The 19846-nt window shown below is 62.8% G+C and carries 16 protein-coding genes; 13 read left to right on the top strand and 3 right to left on the bottom strand.

Annotation, left to right across the window (positions count from 1 at the left end; genetic code table 11):
- Positions 1 to 2: 2 nt before the first annotated feature.
- From ehuD to NVV79_RS04755, 5 genes are all read left to right on the top strand, one after another.
- Entirely contained in the window at positions 3 to 695 is a 693-nt protein-coding gene (gene ehuD, locus NVV79_RS04775; RefSeq protein ID WP_303986781.1) for an ectoine/hydroxyectoine ABC transporter permease subunit EhuD, read from the top strand.
- Positions 692 to 1465 carry an ectoine/hydroxyectoine ABC transporter ATP-binding protein EhuA gene (ehuA, locus tag NVV79_RS04770; RefSeq protein ID WP_303986779.1) on the top strand — a complete coding sequence of 258 codons (774 nt, stop codon included), beginning with the start codon at positions 692 to 694 and terminating at the stop codon, positions 1463 to 1465. The genes ehuD and ehuA overlap by 4 nt, the downstream gene beginning before the upstream one ends.
- A gap of 133 nt (positions 1466 to 1598) precedes the next feature.
- Complete coding sequence (locus NVV79_RS04765; protein ID WP_303986777.1) at positions 1599 to 2102, top strand: Lrp/AsnC family transcriptional regulator; 504 nt, start codon at positions 1599 to 1601, stop codon at positions 2100 to 2102.
- 135 nt (positions 2103 to 2237) lie between these two features.
- Complete coding sequence (locus NVV79_RS04760) at positions 2238 to 3731, top strand: NAD-dependent succinate-semialdehyde dehydrogenase (protein WP_303986775.1); 1494 nt, start codon at positions 2238 to 2240, stop codon at positions 3729 to 3731.
- 34 nt (positions 3732 to 3765) lie between these two features.
- Positions 3766 to 5142, top strand: a complete 1377-nt coding sequence (locus tag NVV79_RS04755) for an aspartate aminotransferase family protein (protein WP_303986773.1) — start codon at positions 3766 to 3768, stop codon at positions 5140 to 5142.
- A gap of 9 nt (positions 5143 to 5151) precedes the next feature.
- On the opposite strand, the gene NVV79_RS04750 is transcribed toward NVV79_RS04755, so the two are convergent.
- Positions 5152 to 6189, bottom strand: coding sequence for a LacI family transcriptional regulator (locus tag NVV79_RS04750; protein ID WP_303986771.1), 1038 nt, complete (start codon positions 6187 to 6189; stop codon positions 5152 to 5154).
- Positions 6190 to 6473: 284 nt separating this feature from the next.
- Between NVV79_RS04750 and NVV79_RS04745 the strand changes: the two genes are divergently transcribed.
- The 6 genes from NVV79_RS04745 to NVV79_RS04720 all read left to right on the top strand — a co-directional run bounded on the left by NVV79_RS04745 (position 6474) and on the right by NVV79_RS04720 (position 15438).
- Entirely contained in the window at positions 6474 to 7790 is a 1317-nt protein-coding gene (locus NVV79_RS04745) for an extracellular solute-binding protein (protein ID WP_303986770.1), read from the top strand.
- A 172-nt stretch (positions 7791 to 7962) separates the two neighbouring features.
- A complete protein-coding gene (locus NVV79_RS04740) occupies positions 7963 to 8853 on the top strand; it encodes a carbohydrate ABC transporter permease (protein ID WP_146291596.1) in 891 nt (296 codons plus the stop codon).
- Positions 8853 to 9665: a carbohydrate ABC transporter permease gene (locus NVV79_RS04735; protein WP_303986768.1), complete on the top strand. Its 813-nt coding sequence runs from the start codon at positions 8853 to 8855 to the stop codon at positions 9663 to 9665. The genes NVV79_RS04740 and NVV79_RS04735 overlap by 1 nt, the downstream gene beginning before the upstream one ends.
- Positions 9662 to 12862, top strand: coding sequence for a glycoside hydrolase family 38 C-terminal domain-containing protein (locus tag NVV79_RS04730; RefSeq protein WP_303986766.1), 3201 nt, complete (start codon positions 9662 to 9664; stop codon positions 12860 to 12862). Before NVV79_RS04735 ends, NVV79_RS04730 begins: the two co-directional genes overlap by 4 nt.
- 10 nt (positions 12863 to 12872) lie before the next feature.
- Positions 12873 to 13928: an ABC transporter ATP-binding protein gene (locus tag NVV79_RS04725; protein ID WP_303986764.1), complete on the top strand. Its 1056-nt coding sequence runs from the start codon at positions 12873 to 12875 to the stop codon at positions 13926 to 13928.
- Between the two features lie 301 nt (positions 13929 to 14229).
- The gene (locus tag NVV79_RS04720; protein ID WP_303986762.1) at positions 14230 to 15438 is read left to right on the top strand and encodes an ROK family transcriptional regulator; all 1209 of its coding nucleotides are present in this window, start codon (positions 14230 to 14232) and stop codon (positions 15436 to 15438) included.
- On the opposite strand, the gene NVV79_RS04715 is transcribed toward NVV79_RS04720, so the two are convergent.
- Positions 15409 to 15735, bottom strand: a complete 327-nt coding sequence (locus tag NVV79_RS04715) for an HU family DNA-binding protein (RefSeq protein ID WP_303986760.1) — start codon at positions 15733 to 15735, stop codon at positions 15409 to 15411. The genes NVV79_RS04720 and NVV79_RS04715 overlap by 30 nt on opposite strands.
- Positions 15736 to 15945: 210 nt before the next feature.
- Between NVV79_RS04715 and rirA the strand changes: the two genes are divergently transcribed.
- Complete coding sequence (rirA, locus tag NVV79_RS04710) at positions 15946 to 16407, top strand: iron-responsive transcriptional regulator RirA (RefSeq protein WP_303986758.1); 462 nt, start codon at positions 15946 to 15948, stop codon at positions 16405 to 16407.
- A gap of 281 nt (positions 16408 to 16688) precedes the next feature.
- Positions 16689 to 18509 carry an ABC-F family ATP-binding cassette domain-containing protein gene (locus NVV79_RS04705; protein ID WP_303986756.1) on the top strand — a complete coding sequence of 607 codons (1821 nt, stop codon included), beginning with the start codon at positions 16689 to 16691 and terminating at the stop codon, positions 18507 to 18509.
- 160 nt (positions 18510 to 18669) lie between these two features.
- On the opposite strand, the gene NVV79_RS04700 is transcribed toward NVV79_RS04705, so the two are convergent.
- A complete protein-coding gene (locus NVV79_RS04700; RefSeq protein WP_303986754.1) occupies positions 18670 to 19719 on the bottom strand; it encodes a LacI family transcriptional regulator in 1050 nt (349 codons plus the stop codon).
- Positions 19720 to 19846 lie beyond the last annotated feature (127 nt).

The raw sequence follows: 19846 nt of genomic DNA, 5'->3' as shown, positions 1-19846 counted from the left end.
CCATGCTGTTCGGTTTTGAATGGGATACGTCGAGCGAACTGGCCTTTGCCTGGTCCATCCTGCCGATCCTGCTGATCGGTCTGTGGGTCACCGTCCAAGCCACGGTGCTCGGTTTCGTCGTCGCGCTGGTGCTGGGACTGATCCTGGCGGTACTCAAGGGCGCGCCCTCGCGCCTTATCTCCTGGCCGGCCAATGTGCTCTGCGAATTCATCCGCGACACGCCCCTGCTGATCCAGCTCTTCTTCCTCTATTACGTGCTGCCCGAATACGGGCTGGTGCTACCCGCCTTCATGACCGGCGCGCTGGCGCTGGGCCTGCAATACAGCGCCTATACATCCGAGGTTTACCGGGCCGGACTGCAGGCCATCGGCCGCGACCAGCGCGAAGCGGCACGGGCGCTCAATTTCCCGTCGGCCCATACCTTCACCCATGTGCTGCTGCCGCAGGCCATTCCGCGCATCATCCCGGCTATGGGCAATTACCTGGTCTCGATCATGAAGGACGTGCCGGTGCTCTCTGTCGTGACCGTGCTTGAAATGCTCAACGTCGCCAAGATCATCGGCGACCGTACCTTCGACTATATGGTGCCGCTTTCCATGGTCGGCGGGCTCTACCTCATCATGACACTGGTCGCCTCGGCCGGCGTGCGCCTGCTCGACACGCGCCTTCCCAAGCAAGGATTGCCCCTCAAATGACCGATCCCATCATCAAATTCGACAAGGTCGGCAAGAGTTACGGCTCGCTCAAGGTACTCGACGGACTCGATTTCGAGGTCAAGCGCGGGGAGAAGGTCACCATTATCGGCCCTTCGGGCTCGGGCAAGTCGACTGTGCTGCGCGTGCTGATGACGCTCGAAACCATCAATGATGGCGTGGTCTATGTCGGCAACGAACCCTTGTGGCACGAGCAGCGCAACGGCACGCTCGTGCCGGCCGGCGAGGAGCATCTGCGCAAGATGCGCCGGCAGCTCGGCATGGTGTTCCAGCAGTTCAACCTGTTCCCGCATATGACGGTGCGCCGCAATATCGCCGAAGCGCCGGTCAAGGTGCTCGGCCTCAGCCGGCAGGATGCCAACCAGCGCGCCGATGAATTGCTCGAAATGGTCGGCCTGGCCGATCAGGCGCATAAATATCCACACCAATTGTCAGGCGGCCAGCAACAGCGCGTCGGCATCGCGCGCGCGCTCGCCATGCGGCCCAAGGTGATGCTATTCGACGAGCCGACATCGGCACTCGATCCCGAACTGGTGGGCGAAGTGCTCAATGTCATCGCCCGCCTCGCCTCCGAACACGATCTCACCATGCTGCTGGTGACTCACGAAATGCGCTTTGCCCGCGAGGTTTCCGACCGGGTCTGCTTCTTCGACAAGGGGCAGATGAAGGAACAGGGCACGCCCGACGAACTCTTCACCGCGCCCAAGGAGCAACGAACGCGCGACTTTCTCAAGGCCGTTCTCAACGGCTGAATCGTGATGCCCTGACCGGCTGCCTGCAAGCATTGCATGGGCAAGCTGCGGCTCCGTGTGTGCATCGCGCTGGACGCGTATGCCGTAACGCCTTTATTATGCTTCCAGATTTCACCGGGAGCATCGATCTGGCGTGACCCCATCACACCCCGAACGGCTACGGCTCGATGACCGGGACATCAAGATCCTGAGCATCCTGCAACGCGAAGGCCGCATCCCCAAAGCGGCTTTGGCCGAGCGCGTCAATCTCTCCGCCACGCCCTGCTGGGAACGGCTGCGGCGCCTGGAAGATGCTGGCATTATCGAGAGCTATCAGGCGCAAATCTCGCTCAAGGCCTTCGGGCCGGTGACCATGGTCTTCGTGCAGATCGAAATCGAGAACCATCGCAGCGACGACTTCGCCCGCTTCGAAAAGGCCATCGCCGCCATTCCCGAAGTCGTCGAATGCTGGGCGGTGGGTGGCGGCATGGACTATATCTGCAAGCTCGTCGTCCGCCATCTCGACGCCTACCAGCAACTGATCAACAACCTGCTGGCGCAGGAAATCGGCATCAAGCGCTACTATTCCTATGTCGTCACCCTGCCGGTGAAGGACGAGCCGCTGCCCGTCGGCCTACTCGCCGCCAGCCAGGACTAGCGGCGCCGTCCGCAGCGCCAGATGATTTGCCCGCCGGCCTGCGCGCAAACAGGGCATCCCTCCGAATTTGCGACCGAGTTTGGCGAACGCCTCTCCCGCTAGCCCGATATTGTCGCTGCCAATGTGGAGGCGACAATGCCAGCGTCAGCGCCGAGAACCGAAAGCCGTGTCGACCCGATCGCGGGTCTTGATGACCATGACCTGTTCTGCGCTGCCGCCTTTATCGACGGCCGGCGCATCGGCACGGATGCAGCCGATGTCATTGAGGTCACCGACCCGGCGACCGGTCAGGTCATCGGCGCGGTGCCCGCGTTGGATGGCACGGCGTCCAAGGCGGCGGTCGACGCGGCGGCAAAGGCGTTTCCCGCCTGGTCCGGGCTGCTGCCACAGGAACGCTCGGCCATACTCCGCCGCTGGTACGACGCCATCCGCGCCGCGCGTGAGGATCTGGCGCTGATCATGACGCGCGAGCAGGGCAAGCCGCTCTCCGAAGCGCGGGGTGAAATCGACTATGCCGCCTCCTTCGTCGAATTCTACGCCGAAGAGGCCAAGCGGCCCAATATCGAAAGCGTCACCTCCCACCTGCCCGATGCCGAAGTGGAAGTCTGGCGTGAGCCAGCAGGCGTGGCGGCGCTCATCACGCCTTGGAATTTCCCTTCCGCCATGCTGACCCGCAAGGCGGCCGCGGCCCTGGCCGCCGGCTGCACCTGCGTGGCCCATCCCTCGGGCGAAACGCCGTTTTCCGCCACGGCTCTGGCCGTGCTCGCCGACCGGGCAGGGATGCCGCCGGGCGTCTTCAACGTGGTCACCGGCCGCGCCGCCGAAGTGGTCGAGCCCTGGACCAATGATCATCGCGTGCGCGTGCTTTCCTTCACCGGTTCGACCGAAATCGGCCGCCTGCTCTATCGCCAGTCGGCCGGAACGATGAAACGGCTGGTGATGGAACTGGGCGGGCTGGCGCCCTTCATCGTCTTTGCCGATGCCGATCTCGACCAGGCGGTCGAAGAAGCCATCAAGGCCAAATTCGCCACGTCGGGCCAGGATTGCCTGGGTGCCAACCGCTTCTTCATCGAGCGACCGCTTTACGACGAATTCTGCCACCGCTTCGCCGCCGCCACTGCCGCCTTGCGCGTCGGTCCGGGCATCGAGGACCTCGATATCGGGCCGCTGATGAACCAGCGCGCTATCGACAAGCAGCGCCAGCATGTCGAGGATGCGCTGGTCAAGGGTGCCCGCTGCTTGGTGGGCGGGAAGACGCATGCGGCCGGGCCGCTCTTCTTCGCACCGACCGTCCTCGCCGACGTGCCCGCCGATGCCCTTATCATGCATGAGGAAACCTTCGGCCCGGTGGCGGCCATTGCCCCATTCGACGACGAGGCAGCCGTCATCGCCCAGGCCAACGATACCGAATACGGTCTCATCGCCTATCTCCACACCAACGACCCGCGCCGCATCTACCGGGCCAGCCGGGCGCTGCAATTCGGCATGGTGGCCGTCAATCGCACCAAGGTCACCGGCCCGCCCATTCCCTTTGGCGGCATGAAGCAATCCGGTCTCGGCCGTGAAGGCGCGCGGCTCGGCATGGAGGCCTTTACCGAGGTCAAATATGTCTGCCGCGACTGGCATTGACCAACTCACTATCCCACGGAAGGACCACAGAAAAATGCTGACCAACGACCAACTCGACCGCTGGGACCGCGACAACTTCTTTCACCCCTCGACCCATCTGGGCCAGCATGCGCGCGGCGAAAGCCCCAGCCGCATCATCACCGGTGGCTCGGGCGTCTATATAGAGGATCGTGACGGCACCCGGCTGCTCGATGCCTTTGCCGGTCTCTATTGCGTTAATGTCGGCTATGGCCGCACCGAAATCTCCGATGCCATTGCCGAGCAGGCCAGGCAGTTGGCCTATTACCATGCCTATGTCGGCCATGGCACCGAGGCCTCGATCACGCTCGCCAAGATGATCCTGGAGCGGGCGCCCAAAAACATGTCCAAGGTCTATTTCGGCCTGGGCGGCTCGGACGCCAACGAGACCAACATCAAGATGGTCTGGTACTACAACAACATCTTGGGCCGGCCGGAAAAGAAGAAGATTATCTCGCGCTGGCGCGGCTATCACGGCTCGGGCCTGATGACCGGGTCGCTGACCGGGCTGGCATCGTTCCACAACAAGTTCGACCTGCCGCTAAGCCCGATCCTGCACACCGAGGCGCCCTACTACTACCGTCGCCCCCGGCTCGATATGAGCGAAGCCGATTTTGTTGGCCATTGCGTGGCCGAACTCGAAGCGCTGATCGACCGTGAAGGCGCCGACACCATCGCTGCCTTTATCGGCGAGCCGGTGCTGGGCACCGGTGGCCTGGTGCCGCCACCGCAGGGCTATTGGCCAGCCATTCAGGCGGTGCTGAAAAAGCACGATATCCTGCTCATCGTGGATGAAGTGGTGACGGCGTTCGGGCGCCTGGGCGCCATGTTCGGCTCGGACAAATACGGGCTGGAAGCCGATATCATCACCATCGCCAAGGGCCTGACCTCGGCCTATGCGCCGCTTTCGGGCTCGATCTTTTCCCAGCGCATGTGGGACGTGCTGGTGCGCGGCACCGACGAGAATGGCGCCATCGGGCATGGCTGGACCTATTCATCGCACCCAATCAGCGCGGCCGCCGGTGTCGCCAACCTCCTGCTGGTGGATTCCCTCGGCCTGGTCGAGAATGCCGGCACTGTCGGTACCTATCTTAACGCCGCCATGCGCGATGCCCTCGCGGCCCATCCCAATGTCGGCGATGTGCGCGGCGAGGGCCTGCTCTGCGCCGTCGAATTCGTCAGGGACAAGGACAGCCGCACCTTCTTCGACGCGAGCGAAAAGCTCGGTCCGCGCCTGGCCGCGGCCCTGCTCGGCCGGGGCGTCATCGCCCGGGCCATGCCGCAGGGCGATATTATCGGCTTCGCGCCGCCGCTCTGCCTCAGCCGGCAGGAGGCCGATATCATCGTTGCTGCCTTTGTCGAGGCGGTGAACGAGGTGCTGGGCCGGCCGTAGCGGCCTGGCCTAGCTGCGCCAATGCGGCTGCGGCTCGGCCATGGTCTGCAGGCTTTCCGCGTCATCGCCTTCAATGCGGCGCAGCAGCAGGCGGGTGAGCTCCCCGCCGGCGGCGAAGACATCCTCACGGATGCTGTCCAGGTCAGGGAAGAGCGTGGGCAATATGCCTGATGTCTGCTTGTAGATCAGGTGCAGGTCGCGGCCGAGCACGCGCCCGCCTTCCTGCAATCCGCCCACCAGGGCGATGGTCCGCATCTCGCTGTCGCAGATAATGCCGTCCGGTCGGTTGGCTTCGGCCGCCAGTTCGAGCCCGATCTTGCGCATTTCGGCCGGCGAAGCGCCCTGTGTACCCTCGAGTATCCGCGCCTCGATCCCCGCCCGCGCCGTGGCCTTGTGAAAGGCGGTGACGATATTGTGGTAATTGGTGGTGCTGTCGTCGCCGATGACAAGCATCACCCGCTTGCAGTCCTTGCTCGCCAACCGCTCCACCGCCATGGCGGCGAACACTTCGGAATGGAAGTCGTGATAGGGGTGCGGCGTGTAGAATTCGGTGCGGCCGTGGCTGACGAAGGGGAAATCCGCATCGATCATCATCTGCACACGCTTGTCGCGCGGCCCGGTATGGGTGATGACGACGCCGTCCGCCGTGCGGTTGTCGAGGATGTAGCGGATCGTGTCGGCGCTGAGATTGCGCTCGAATTCGGGAATGACCGTCAGGTGATAGCGCGTGCCCTTGATGGCATTGCCGATGCCCTGGATCATCTGGCGCGCGAAATCGATCGAGTCCTCGGCGCCGTCGAGCACCAGCGCGATCACATTGGTCTTGCCGGTGCGCAGGCGCACGCCAGCCCGATCGGGAATATAGCCCAACTTCTTGGCGGCCTCGGCCACCTTGTCGCGTGTTTCCTGCTTCAGCGTGGTGCCGCCGCGTAGCGACAGCGACACGGTGGAGAGGCTCAGCCCCGTCACCTCCGCGATGGTGCGCAGGGTAACGCGCGGGTTTGCGCTGCCGCGCCCATTGCCGCTCGATGTGGTCTTGCTGCTCATCGTTTCGCTTTCCCCCATCCGTTTCTACACCGCTGGGCATAGAAACCAAACAGGCCAAATTTTGCAACGATACACAAGTCGCATTAATCGATCTGAAACGATTTCCGAAATTACAACCATCTGATAATACACATAAAAATTGGATAAGTGGCAGGTACACTGTCGCAATCCGATTCACAATTGCAACGTTGCATAACATGTGGTTACCTCAGACCGCGACTGGATGAGGGTTCCGGCGCAAGGCTGCCCGACCAGGGGCAGCGCGAGCAGCAGAGGAGGAGTTGATGCTCAAGAAAGGTTTTCTGACCACGGTGGCCGCAGTGTCGCTGATGGCCGCCGCCGCGATCCCCGCGAAGGCCGAAGTGTCGATCATGTATATCGAAGCCTTTGGTGCCCTGATCGAAGGGGGCATCGCCGATTTCGAGGCCGAAACCGGTGAAACCGTCAACGCCATCAAGCTGCCCGGCCAGGGCTATGACCAGCGCATCGCGCTCGACCTGGCTGCCGGCACCGCTGCCGACGTCAACCTGGTCGACAGCTTCATGGTCAGCGAGCTGGCTGCCGCGGGTTATCTCGAGCCGCTCGGCACGCTGGCTGCGCCCTGGGATCAATATCAGTATTACCTGCCCGGCCTGCTGGAAGTGGCGTCCTATCAGGGCGAGGTCTATGCCCTGCCCACCGATACCGACGTGCGCATGCTCTGGTATGACCTGTCCAATTTCGAGAAGGCCGGCATTGCCACGCCGTGGCAGCCCAAGAACTGGGCCGACATTCTCGACGCTGCGACCAAGCTCAAGGAAGCCGGCGTCCAGTATCCGTTCCAGCTTCCTGCCGGCATCAAGCAGGGCGAAGCCACCACTATGCAGGGCTTCTACATGGCCCTACTCGGCGCCGACGTGCCCGAGGGCGACCGTAACCGTCTGCTCAAGCGCGATACCAATCAGTGGATCGGCGACAGCCCGGCGCTCCGTCGCGTCTTCGATCTCTATCACCAGGTCTATGTGGAGCAGGAACTGAACCCGGCCGACCTCAACTACGCCACCGATATTGGCGCCGCCGTGCGCCAGGCCCTCGCCGACGACAAGCTGGGCATTCTGGCCTCCGGTTCGTGGGAAGATGCGTGCCTGTGGGACTGCAACAACCCGCCCAGCCGTGAAGACCGCGATGCGCAGGTGGCCTGGACGCCTTTCCCCGGCTCCGGCGAGCCGGGCACCATGGCCGCCACCAACATTTCCGGCGGCTGGACCCTGGGCATCAATGCCAATGCCGCCGACAAGGAGATGGCCTTCAAGCTGATCACCACTATCTTCGATGAGGATAACTTCAAGGAGTGGACCCTGGCCAATCATCGCATGGGCGTGCGGACCGATATTTCCGAAAGCGCCGAATATACCGCTGATCCGTTCCTGGCCGAAGCCACCAAGCTCGCGGCAGAAACGACTGGCCGCGACACCATTCCCGGCTACCAGACGGTTTCGGCCCTGGTCCAGCAGGCCACGTCCGATCTGCTCGATGGTGCCAGCGTCGATGAAGTCGCCCAGAGCTACCACGATGCCTTGGTCGATGAATTCGGCGAAGAGAACGTCATAACCTATGAATAACTTCGAGCCGTCCCGCAGGGCAGATCGCTCCGGTGGAGCGATCTGAGGCGAGAAGGCCATGAGAGCTATGCTCGAATGGCGCCTCCCGACGCGGCGGTGCCCAAATGTCCTCCGGGTGCCGCCGTGACGGGATGTATCGTGTTCGAATGGCCCGCGTGAGCGAGAGCAGCCCATGAAAAATCAGGCCAATCCCTGGCTCACCAGCAATCTGTTCGTCCTTGGCCTGGGCCTGCTGCCCGCCGCCATCCTGATCGGTGCGCTGCTCTATTTCACCGCCTGGGCCTTTGCCTTCAGCTTTACCGATCTGGCCCTGGTTGGGCGCAAGTCGGTGGAATGGAGCTGGGTGGGCCTGCAGAATTTCGAGCGTCTGTTCACGCGCCGAGGGTTCCTCGAATCCCTCTGGACCACAGTCATCTTCGTCTTCTTCTCGGCCATTGTCGGCCAGTCGGTGCTGGGCTTCCTGCTCGCGGCTTTGCTGCGCGGCACGCAATCGACCATCCGCAGCGTGGTCGAAGTCTGCATCATGCTGGGCTGGCTGCTGCCCGATATCGTGGCGGCCTTCCTGTGGTCGGCTACCACCAGCCAGACGGGCCTGATCAACCAGCTCATCATCGTGCCGCTGGGCTTTCCGCCGATCAATTTCATCAACGAATATGCCCTGCCCATCGTCACCATCGCCAATATCTGGAAGGGCACGGCCTGGTCCTACCTGCTGTTCTCCGCCGCCCTGGATTCCGTTTCACGCGAGGTGGTCGAAGCCGCCAAGGTCGATGGGGCAACGCCGTTCCAGCGTATCTGGCTGGTGCAATTGCCGATCATAAGGCCGCATATCGCCACCAATATGCTGTTCATCACCATCTGGACCTTCACCTATTTCCCGCTGATCTTCGCCATGACCGGCGGCGGACCCGGCGGGCAGACGCAGGTGCTGGCGGTGTTCCTCTACAATCAGAGTTTTTCGCGCGGCAATCTCGGCTTCGGTAGTGCGATCTCCGTCGCCATGCTGATCATTGTCGGTCTATTGTCGCTGGTCTATCTGCGCATGCTGCGGGAGCCGAAATAATGGATTCGACCGGCCCGTCGCGCACCGCCGCCATTGCCCTGGCCTTCATGGCCGTCATCTGGATCAGCCCGTTTTCCTGGCTCATCCTCAATGCCTTCAACCCGCTCTCCACCGGACAACTCGAAATTCCGCGCGCCGTGGGGCTCGACAATTTCGCGCTGGCGGTCAGCGGCAATGCCGGGCGGCAGTTCATCAATTCCATGCTGATCGCCGCCGGCACGGCGACGCTCAGTGTCATCGTCGGCATTTCGGCGGCCTATCCGCTATCGCGGCTGCGCATTCCCGGCCGCAATGCGTTTCTGTGGACGCTGGTGCTATTGCGCATGCTGCCTTCGGCGGGCGTATTGGTGCCGCTCTATTTCGCGGCGCAGCGCTCGGGCCTGCTCAACCAGCTCGGCGTCATCATCGCGCTGACCGTGCTCAACCTGCCCTTTACGCTGCTGCTGCTGAAGAACTTCTTCGACACGGTGCCGATCGAGCTTGAAGAGGCGGCCTATGTCGAGGGCGCCAGCCTGCTCCAGATCGTCACCAAGATCGTGCTGCCCATGTCGCGGGCCGGCATTGCCGTGGTCTGGTTCTACAGCTTCACCGGCGCCTGGAACGAATTCCTGCTGCCGCTGATCTTTGCCCGTGTGCAGGATGCCTTCCCCATGTCGGTGGGGCTCTACGCGGCTTTCGGCCAGCAGGGGGCCATCAATTACGGCTTCCTGACGGCCTTTTCCATTATCTACGCTGCGCCGGCGGTCGGCGTGTATTTCTTGTTACGGCGCAACATGAACACAGGTTTCGCCGGTGTCGGAGTCAAAGGATGACCTATTCCAATCCCCTTTCGTCCAAGCTGGGCCTGCTGGACGATGACCTCAAGATGGAAGGGAAGCTCATCCGGCTCTGCAAGGATCTGGAAAACAAGATCCTCACTCCGGTCGGCGATGTCGCCTGGCAGTGGCATGTGCAGCGCGCCGACGTAACGTCGGAGGAAGCCCTCAAGTCCGACTGGCGCAAGTGGGAGCAATTCGGCCCCCATTCCGTCTGGGCCAAGCATCAGGGCCACACCTGGTTCGCGGCCGAGGTCGTGGTGCCCGAAGCCGCGCGCGGCAAGACCTTCGTGCTCAAATTCACCAGCCAGTGGCAGGACCGGCCGGGCTCCACCGATCCGCAATGCCTCGCCTATCTCGACGGCAAGATCGCCCAGGCGCTCGACGGCAACCACACCGAGCTGGTCATCGAGCGCAATGCCAAGCCGGGCAGCAAGCACACTTTACTGGTCAATGCCTTCACCTTCTTCGACCGCCCGCTGGTCGGTTTCACGGTGGATTTTTATACGCGCAGCGAACGGGCCGAAAAGCTCTATTGGGACCTGCAGACGCCCCTGGATGTCGCGATCCGGCTCTACCAGAATGACCCACGCCGCCAGGCCATTCTCAACATCATCGACCGGGCTCTGCGCGCGCTCGACCGCCGCGCTGGCTACACGCCCGAATTCGAGGCTTCGCTCGGCGCGGCCGAAAAGATCGCCGCCGAAATCTATGCTCTGGTCGATACCGAGACCCAGCCGCAGATCACCGCCGTTGGTTCGACCCATCTCGATGTGGGCTGGCTGTGGCGCGTCATGCATACGCGCGACAAGACCGGGCGGTCTTTCGCTACGGTATTGAATTTGATGGAGGAATATCCCGAATTCGTCTTCATGTATAACCAGTCGGTGCTCTTCGATTTCCTCAAGAAGGATTATCCCGAGCTGTGGGCGCGGCTGGTGGAGCGGGTCAAATCCGGCCAGTTCGAGATCGAGGGTGCCATGTGGGTGGAGCCCGATGTTAACATCATCTCGGGCGAGTCGCTGGTGCGCCAGATCATGCGTGGCCGCCGCTTCCATCTCGAGCATTTCGGCGTCGATCCCAAGACCGTCTGGCTGCCCGACACCTTCGGCTATTCGGCCAACCTGCCACAGGTAATGGACAAATCCGGCCTCAAATATTTCGTCACGTCCAAGCTGAGCTGGAACGACACCGATCGTTTCCCCTATGACAGCTTCCACTGGCGCGGCATCGACGGCACCGTCACCAAGGCCCAACTCATCACCGCCCAGCGCCTCGAGAGCGAGCAGATTTTCACCACCTATAATGGTGACCTGTCGGTCTCCGAGACCATGGGCGCCTGGAAACGCTACGAGCCCAAAGCGGTGCACAACGAAGTCGTCATGTCCTATGGCTATGGCGACGGCGGCGGCGGTCCGACGCGCGGCATGATCGAGCGTGGCATCCGCATGGAACGCGGCATTCCCGGCGCGCCGCGCGTCAAGCTCGAAGGCATCGTTCCCTTCCTCGACCGCCTCGGCAAGGCAATGGATGCGCCTGGCAACAGGTTCCCCACCTGGAACGGCGAGCTTTACCTGCAATATCACCGTGGCACGCTGACCTCGGTGGCCAAGAACAAGGCCAATAACCGCAAGGCCGAGCGCCTGCTGCGCGAGCTGGAATTCCTCGGCGCCATGGCGCTGATAGAAGCTGGTGCGGCCTATCCCTCCGATACGCTGGCCGAATTCTGGGAGCTGGTGTTGATCAACCAGTTCCACGACATCCTGCCGGGCACGTCCATTCCCGAGGTCTATGTCGACAGCGATAATGAATACGGCCAGATCTTCTCGACCCTGGGCTCGCAGAACGGCCCGTGGCACGCTGCCGCGCAGGCTTTCGCCAAGCCGGGCAGTGACCAACTCCGTCTGTTCAATTTCACCGGCCAGACCCGCTCCGGTCTGGTCACTATAGGCACTGAAGCCGAACTCGACGGCGCGTCACTATCGGTTCCGGATGGGACTTATCCCCTGCAGAAGATTTTTGCGGCCGATGGCTCTTCCTCCTTCGCCGCGCCTGTTTCCGATATTAGCCCGCTCGGCTGGACAGGGGGACAAGTTATTTCCGGCGGGGCCAGCAACAGCTCGTCCAGCCTGTCGGTCTCGGCAACGCATCTCGAAAACGAACTGCTCAAGGTCACTTTCGACAAGGCAGGGGAAATCACCTCGGTCTTCGACAAGACGCGCAACCGCGAAACCCTGGCTGCGGGCGAAAAGGCCAATCGCCTCATCGCCTATGAAGACAAGCCGATGGAGTGGGACGCCTGGGACATCGACCGCTATTTCGAGGAGCAGTTCTGGCCGCTGGCCGACGGCAATTCATTGATTTCCGTGGTGGAAACCGGCCCGCATCGCGCCGCCCTCCGCGTCGAGCGGCGCTATCAGGCGTCGAAGATCGTGCAGGTCATCTCGCTGGCGTCAGGGGCGCGGCAGGTCGAATTCGACACCTTCATCGACTGGCGGGAACGCCAGACAGTGCTCAAGGCCCAGTTCCCGTTCGACCTCAATACGTCGGAAATCCGCTCGGAAATCCAGTTCGGTCACGTCCGGCGCCCGACCCATCGCAATACCTCCTGGGACAAGGCGCGCTTCGAGGCATCGATGCATCGCTGGGTGGATCTGAGCGAATCCGATTTCGGCGTCGCCCTGCTCAACGATTGCAAATATGCCTATGATTGCCTTGAGCAATCGGTGCGCCTGACGCTGGTGCGGGGCTCGACCTTCCCCAGCCCCGATGCGGACCTCGGCGAACACCGCCTGCGCTATGCGCTTTTCGTGCATGACGGGGTGGCGGACCTGGCCGATGTGCATCGTGCTGCCGAGCGCTTCAACAATCCGGTGGCGGTGATCGGTTCGCGCAAGCATGCCAGCGCTCCGGCGACCGAATTGCCGCGCTTCAGCTTTGCCAGTGTCGACCAATCCAATGTGACGCTGGAAACGGTCAAGAAGGCTGAAAAATCCGACGCCGTGGTGCTGCGCATCTTCGAGCATGCCAATATCCGTGCCGAGGCCACCATCACCTTCGGCATTCCGGTCAAGGCCGTGCGAATGGTCAACCTGATGGAGGAGGGCGACAGCAAGCCATTGGAAATCAAGGATAATGGCGTGACCCTGTCGCTGCGGCCCTTCGAGATCGCCACGCTGTTGATCGAAACCTGAGGAGGCTTCCATGTCCGATGTGTCGCTGCGCGGCGTCCGCAAATCCTATGGTTCGGTCGAGGTCGTCCATGGCGTTGACCTCGACATCAAGTCCGGCGAATTCGTGGTGTTCGTCGGCCCCTCGGGCTGCGGCAAGTCCACTCTGCTGCGGATGATTGCCGGGCTGGAGCCCATTAGCGGCGGCGATATTTCCATCGGCGGCAAGGTGGTGAATGACATTCCCTCGCCGCAGCGGGGCATTGCCATGGTGTTCCAGTCCTACGCGCTCTATCCGCATATGAGCGTTTACGAAAACATGGCCTTCGGCCTCAAGCTCGCCAAGACGCCCAAGGCGGAAGTGGAGCAGCGGGTGCGGGAGGCGGCGCGGATTTTGCAAATCGAGGATTATCTCGAACGCATGCCCAAGGCGCTCTCGGGCGGGCAGCGGCAGCGCGTCGCCATCGGCCGGGCCATCGTGCGTAATCCCAAGGTTTTCCTGTTCGACGAGCCGCTCTCCAACCTCGATGCCTCGCTGCGGGCACAGACGCGAATCGAGATCGCCAAGCTGCACGATACGCTAGACGCCACAATGATTTACGTGACCCATGACCAGGTCGAGGCCATGACCCTGGCGGACCGGATCGTGGTGCTTAATGCCGGGATCATCGAGCAGGTGGGCAGCCCACTCGAACTCTATCGAAACCCCGTCAACACCTTCGTTGCCGGCTTCATTGCCAGCCAGCGCATGAACTTTCTCACGGTGACGCCGAGCGGTGACGGATTGCTGCTTCCGGGTAACAGACTGTTAACGTTGAGCCACGCGCAACGTGAAAATGCGCGAACCCTCGGCGTGCGTCCCGAGCATCTGCAACTGGCCAGCCCCGAAGCAGCCCATTTCAGCGGCACGCTGTCTGTCATCGAGCAGTTCGGCGAATATGCCCTGGCCTATGTCGAACTGCCGAGCGGCGACCTCGTTACGGTCAAGCTCGATGGCGCGCCAGACCTGCAATTGCATCAGACCATTCATATCGGCCTGCCGGCCGAGGGGGTGCATCTGTTCGACGAGGCTGGCCGCGCCCTGCGCTGACCGGCCCGCAAGATCGCGCGGCATAGACGTTAGTATGAGCGCCTGCGGGGCTTTTGCCCCGGATATGCCGCCTTCCCGGTAGATTTCCCAATAGACAGCACCTGGCGCTTGAGGCCATGCCAGACTGGCGGGACTTGGCGCGGCGGACCCGGTTTGGCATGATTGCCAAACTTACTTTTCGAATCACGGCTTGCGGGCGTTTGCGGCGCCCGCACCACCTTCATTTTTATAGACGCCACCGGCCGACCCGCACTGCTGCACGGGCGGCCGAGCGATGGCTGATGTTTTGGGATGTGCCGACATGACCTCCGAGCCGGTGCGCGACGCCTTCGACGCGGGTGGACGTGGATTGCAGCACCACGGGCTGCGCCGGGCCAATGAACGTGCCGTGCTGACGGTGATCGGCTTCAATCCCGGCGTGTCCAATGCCGATATCGCGCGCCTGTCGGGTCTGGCGCCGCAGACCGTCTCGGCCATTCTGACCGACCTCGACAGCATGGGGCTGATCGCCCGCGGCGAAGTTTTGCGCGGGCGGCGCGGCCAGCCGGCCACGCCGATTTCCCTGCATCCCGAAGGGGCTTTTTCCATCGGTGTCGAGATCGGCTGGCGCCATGTCGATGTGCTGCTGCTCAACCTGCAGGCGCAGGTGCTGGCGCATCGCCACCGCGACCATGTCTTTCCCGACGCAACCACCATTATCGATACGATCGTGGCGATGATGGACGAGGTACTGACCAGCCTGCCGGATGGGTTGCAGGCACGGTTGACCGCGATCGGGGTGGCTTTGCCCACCAATATTGCCGGCAACCTGGCGCTGGTCGACGCCCCCGAAAGCCAGCGACCATTGTGGGAACAACTCGATATCGCCGCTGAATTGACAGACCGCACCGGGATCACCGTGAGCCTGTTCAACGACGGCAATGCCGCCTGCTGGGGTGAACTGATCGCCTTCCCCAAGCCGCGGCCGGCCGATTTCATCTATTTCCTGATCGGGCGCTACATCGCCGCCGGCATTGTCGGCGACGGGACGCTGTGGGAGGGGCCGAGCGACAATTCGGCCAATCTGGGTTCCATGCTGGTCACCGGCCCGGATGGCCGGCCGCAGGTGGCCCATTTCATCGCCTCGGTGACGGCGCTGGAAAACCGGCTCGTGGCGGCCGGCTTCACCGTCGACAGCAGCGATCCGGCCAATTGGCCCTGGCCGGATTTCGGGCCGCTGCTCGAGCAATGGCTGGCCGATAGCGCCAAGGCCCTGGCCAGGGTCATTTTCAACACCACCACGGTTATCGAAACCAGGCTGGTGATGCTCGATTCCATCCTGCCGCCGGCCATTGTGAGCGAGCTGGTGCAGCGGCTCGAAGCCGAATTGCGGCTGCTGCCGATCACGCCTTACACGCCCCCGCAGGTGCTGCCCGGGCATCTGGGCGCGCTTGCACCCGCGATCGGCGCGGCCGAGCTGACGCTCTACCGCCGCTATTTCTCACGCACGCTGGCGGATCTTGCCGGCTGACACCGGCGCGACGGGGTTCATCGCCTCGCGCAATTGCGCGCTGGGCGTGAACACCACGGTCTGCCGCGGCGAAATGCGATGTTCGGTGCCGGTGCGCGGATTGCGGCCCAGCCGCTCGGCGCGAGAGCGCACCTGGAGCGAACCGAACCCGGTCAGCTTGACGGTCTCCCCCGCCATCAGCGCCTGTCCCACCAGCGCAAACATGGCCTCTCCCACGGCCGCCGTATCGGCCTTGTTGAGACCGGTCAGTCGTGCCGCCGCTTCGCTGAGCATGGCTCGCGTAATTGTCTTGTTCAATGTGCCGTCCCCCTTCTTAAGTTCATAGGAGGAAGTTAACCCCCTGTCCAGAGGCGGGCGGCATGCGACAAACATGAACATAGTGATCAAGTTAAGTTGACATATTTTAGAATGGTTATAAGCTACGAGCCATTCTATGAAGGCAAACAAGTCGAATCATGGCTGGCCGGTTCGCTCCGCGACGCCCGATCACCCCGAGAGAGGTCCGAAGTGAGACTGACGCGTCAATCCAACTATGCGATCCGCACCCTGGTCTATTGCGCCGTCAACGAACCGGGGCTGAGCCGTGTGGCCGACATTGCCAAGGCCTATAATATTTCCGAGCTCTTCCTGTTCAAGCTGATCAAGCCGCTGGTGGAAAATGGCCTCTTGGCCACGGTGCGCGGCCGCCATGGCGGCATCAAGCTGGGCAAGAAGGCCGAGGACATCACCCTGCTCGACACGATCCGCCTGACCGAAGAGAATTTCGCCTTGGCGGAATGTTTCGAGGATGGCGCCGATTGCCCGCTGATCGGGGAATGCGACCTCAACGGCGCCTTGCGCGAAGCGCTGGGGGCCTTCTTCGAGGTCCTGGCCAGCTACACGATTGCCGACCTCGCCAGCAAGAAGCGCTCGATCCGCGACCGGCTGGGGTTGAGCACGCTGGATGCGGTGATGGAGCCAGCGCACTAGCACTGGTCGCTTTCCAACCGGATTGTCACCCTCGGGCTTGCCCCGGGGGTGTTTTGTTTTGCGGGGGAGGGGTCTCTTTTCCTAAATTATGAGTTTGACACTCATAATAACATATGCTTTTCTCCCTCTATCGCGCGGCGGTGGTTGGTCCGAGGGGACTACGCCAACCGTGACGCTGCCGAGACGACGGGGCTTGCTGCTACCGTCTCCCCGGGCCGGTCAGGATCCTCAACGTCCTGACCGGCCTTTCCTTTATGCGGGCCTTGTGCTCTATCCGCGCCATGGCCGCTGCACCCCTTTTATCGCTCCAGAATATCCATTTGACCTTCGGTGGCACGACGCTGCTCGAAAGCGCCGAACTCATCGTGTCGCCGGGCCAGCGCATTGCGCTGGTGGGGCGCAATGGCTCGGGCAAGTCGACCCTGCTCAAGATCGCTTCGGGCGATGTGACCCATGACGGCGGCGTGCGCTTTGTCGAGCCCAGTGCCACCCTGCGCTACCTGCCGCAGGAGCCGGACCTGAGCGCCTATGCGACGACCCTGGCCTATGTCGAGGCCGGGCTGGGGCCGGGCGACGATGACTATCGTGCACAATATCTGCTGACCTCACTGGGCCTGACCGGGGCGGAAGACCCGAAAAACCTGTCTGGTGGCGAAGGCCGCCGCGCTGCCCTGGCGCGGGTGCTGGCGCCCAAGCCCGATATCCTGCTGCTGGACGAGCCGACCAACCATCTCGACCTGCCGGCCATCGAATGGCTGCAGGCCGAACTCGACAGCCTGCGTTCGGCCATGGTGCTGATCAGCCACGACCGTCGCTTCCTCTCCGATCTTACCAAGGCCACGGTGTGGCTCGACCGCGGCGTGACGCGGCGGCTCGACAAGGGCTTTTCGGCCTTCGAGGCCTGGCGCGACCAGGTGCTGGAAGAAGAAGAGCGCGACCGCCACAAGCTCGACCGGCAGATCGTGCGCGAGGAACACTGGCTGCGCTATGGCGTCACCGCGCGGCGCAAGCGCAATGTGGGACGGCTCGAACGGCTGGCCGGCTTGCGGCAGGACCGGCGCGAGCAGCGCCGGGTGACCGGCTCGGTCAACATGCAGGTTTCCGAGGGCCGCACCTCCGGTGCGCTGGTGGTGGAAGCCGAACATATTTCCAAGCGCTATGGCGAGCGGGTCATCGTCGACGATTTCTCGACCCGCGTCCTGCGCGGCGACCGCATCGGCATTGTCGGTCCCAATGGTGCCGGCAAGACCACGCTCATCAAGATGCTGACCGGCCTGCTGGAGCCCGATAGCGGCTCCATCCGTCTCGGCTCGGCGCTGGAACTGGCCATGCTCGACCAGGGCCGCGCCAAGCTCCATCCCGACACGCGCCTCAAGGAAGCGCTGACCGGCGGTGGTTCGGATACGCTGCAGATCAACGGTCAGCCCAAGCATGTCGTGGGCTATATGAAAGACTTCCTGTTTGGCCCCGAGCAGGCCAATACGCCCATCGGCAAGCTCAGTGGTGGTGAGCGGGCACGTGTGGCTCTGGCGCGGGCGCTGTCGCTGCCGTCCAATTTCCTGGTGCTGGACGAGCCGACCAACGATCTCGATCTGGAAACGCTCGACCTGCTGGAGGAGATGGTTTCCGACTATGCCGGCACCGTCATCGTGGTGAGCCACGATCGCGATTTCCTCGACCGGGTGGCGACCTCTGTGATCATCGCCGAGGGCGATGGTGTGTGGACGGAATATGCCGGCGGCTATTCCGACATGGTGATCCAGCGCGGCGAGGGTGTCACCGCTCGCGAGCCGGCGCCCAAGACGCATCGGCCGGGCAAGACCAGCCTGGTGCAGACTAGCGCGGCGGTCTCGGCCGCGCCGAAGCGCAAGATGAGCTTCAAGGAAAAGCACGCGCTCGAAACCCTGCCCAAGACGATCAATGCGCTTGAGGACGAGATCAAGGCGATCAATGCGGCGCTGGCCGACGCGAATTTCTATACGCGCGACCCGGCAGGTTTTGCGGCGAAATCCAAGGCGCTGATGGAGGCCGAGGCCAAGCGGGCAGCGGCGGAAGAGCAGTGGCTGGAACTGGAACTGCTGCGGGAAGAGCTGGAAGGTTAGCGGAATCGCCCTGATGGGCGACGAGTCCTGGCGGATACCCCCTCCTAGCCTCCCCCTGTCAGGGGGAGGAACAGATCGAGCTTGAGGCATGATCCGGCCACATCCACCGGCGGATTCCTCCCCCTTTTTCAGGGGGAGGCTAGGAGGGGGTACTTCCCCCTCAGTCCTTCCACTCGAATTTCGGCTCGGTCAACTGCTGCAGCCCATCGGGGCCTTCGCCGGCGATGCGGCGGAGCAGGACGGAGCCCAGGCGGCGGCCGGCATCGACAAAATCCTCGAAGACCGTTTCGGCGCCCGGCTGGAACTGGGCGAACATCTGCGAGGATTGCTTGGCCACGACATGGGCGGTCTGGCCGACGACGCGGCCGGCCTCGTTGAGGCCGCCGATGACCGCCAGGGCCGAGACCTCGGAGGCGCAGACCCAGCCGTCAGGCCCGTCGGGGCGCTTGGTGCGCTTCATCACATAATTGCGGATGGCGTCGGTGGGGCTGCCCAGGTTCACGTCGGCGGCGAATTCGTGCTCGATGCCGGCTTCGGCGGCGGCGCGGGCCATGCCGGTCTTGAGGTGGTCGGTATAGGTCAGTGCGCTGTCGGGCAGCACGATCGAGACCTTCCGGCAGCCCTTCTGCACCAGGCGCTTCACCGCGCCATAGGCATAGGATTCATTGTTGAAGTCGACGGAAGGGTGCTGCTCGGGCCAGTTGGTGCGGCCGTGGCTGACAAAGGGGAATTCGCTGTCGATGAGGAAGCGGATGCGCTCGTCGAAGCTCTCGGCCTTGGAGAAGATTACGCCATCGGCCATGCGATTGCGCACGATATGGCGGATCGGCTCGATCGGCTGCACATTGCGGAACAGGGGCGTGATGACGACGTGATAGGCCGTGTCGCGCACTGCCTCGGTGAGGCCGGTGACAATGGAGGAGCCGAAGCCGTAGATCTGTTCGTCCGGCTCCAGCACCAAAGCGATGACATTGGTGCGGCCGGTTTTGAGGCGCAAAGCCGCACGGTCGGGCAGGTAGCCGATCTCGGCGGCGATCTTCTGCACCCGGTCGCGCGTTTCCTGCGCCAGTTCGGGCGCATTGTTGAGCGCGCGGGAAATCGTGGTGACGGCAAAGCCCGTCATCTGCGCAATGGTCTTGAGCGTCGGCTTGCCGGATGGCTTGACGCCGCGCTTGCCCTTGGCCGCAGTTGGCAGGTCGTCTTCGGACACGTCGTATACCCCCGAGGCTGCGATTTTCCGCAGTGGCGCTTTGCTGAAGGCGGACAACAACAGATTGTTTATCCCAGTTCAAGCGCTGCCAGCAGGGCTATGTCCTGATGAACGTACGTCATTTTGA

It is taken from the genome of Devosia ginsengisoli (assembly GCF_024707105.1).
GTDB lineage: Bacteria > Pseudomonadota > Alphaproteobacteria > Rhizobiales > Devosiaceae > Devosia > Devosia ginsengisoli_A.
Note: the sequence above shows the minus strand (reverse complement) of the source record. Positions and strands in the feature narration are given on the sequence as shown.

Coding starts and splice junctions, on each gene's coding strand:
- ehuD (WP_303986781.1), top strand. CDS start 3: ATGCTGTTCGGTTTTGAATGGGATACGTCGAGCGAACTGGCCTTTGCC.
- ehuA (WP_303986779.1), top strand. CDS start 692: ATGACCGATCCCATCATCAAATTCGACAAGGTCGGCAAGAGTTACGGC.
- NVV79_RS04760 (WP_303986775.1), top strand. CDS start 2,238: ATGCCAGCGTCAGCGCCGAGAACCGAAAGCCGTGTCGACCCGATCGCG.
- NVV79_RS04755 (WP_303986773.1), top strand. CDS start 3,766: ATGCTGACCAACGACCAACTCGACCGCTGGGACCGCGACAACTTCTTT.
- NVV79_RS04750 (WP_303986771.1), bottom strand. CDS start 6,189: ATGAGCAGCAAGACCACATCGAGCGGCAATGGGCGCGGCAGCGCAAAC.
- NVV79_RS04745 (WP_303986770.1), top strand. CDS start 6,474: ATGCTCAAGAAAGGTTTTCTGACCACGGTGGCCGCAGTGTCGCTGATG.
- NVV79_RS04740 (WP_146291596.1), top strand. CDS start 7,963: ATGAAAAATCAGGCCAATCCCTGGCTCACCAGCAATCTGTTCGTCCTT.
- NVV79_RS04735 (WP_303986768.1), top strand. CDS start 8,853: ATGGATTCGACCGGCCCGTCGCGCACCGCCGCCATTGCCCTGGCCTTC.
- NVV79_RS04730 (WP_303986766.1), top strand. CDS start 9,662: ATGACCTATTCCAATCCCCTTTCGTCCAAGCTGGGCCTGCTGGACGAT.
- NVV79_RS04725 (WP_303986764.1), top strand. CDS start 12,873: ATGTCCGATGTGTCGCTGCGCGGCGTCCGCAAATCCTATGGTTCGGTC.
- NVV79_RS04720 (WP_303986762.1), top strand. CDS start 14,230: ATGACCTCCGAGCCGGTGCGCGACGCCTTCGACGCGGGTGGACGTGGA.
- NVV79_RS04705 (WP_303986756.1), top strand. CDS start 16,689: ATGGCCGCTGCACCCCTTTTATCGCTCCAGAATATCCATTTGACCTTC.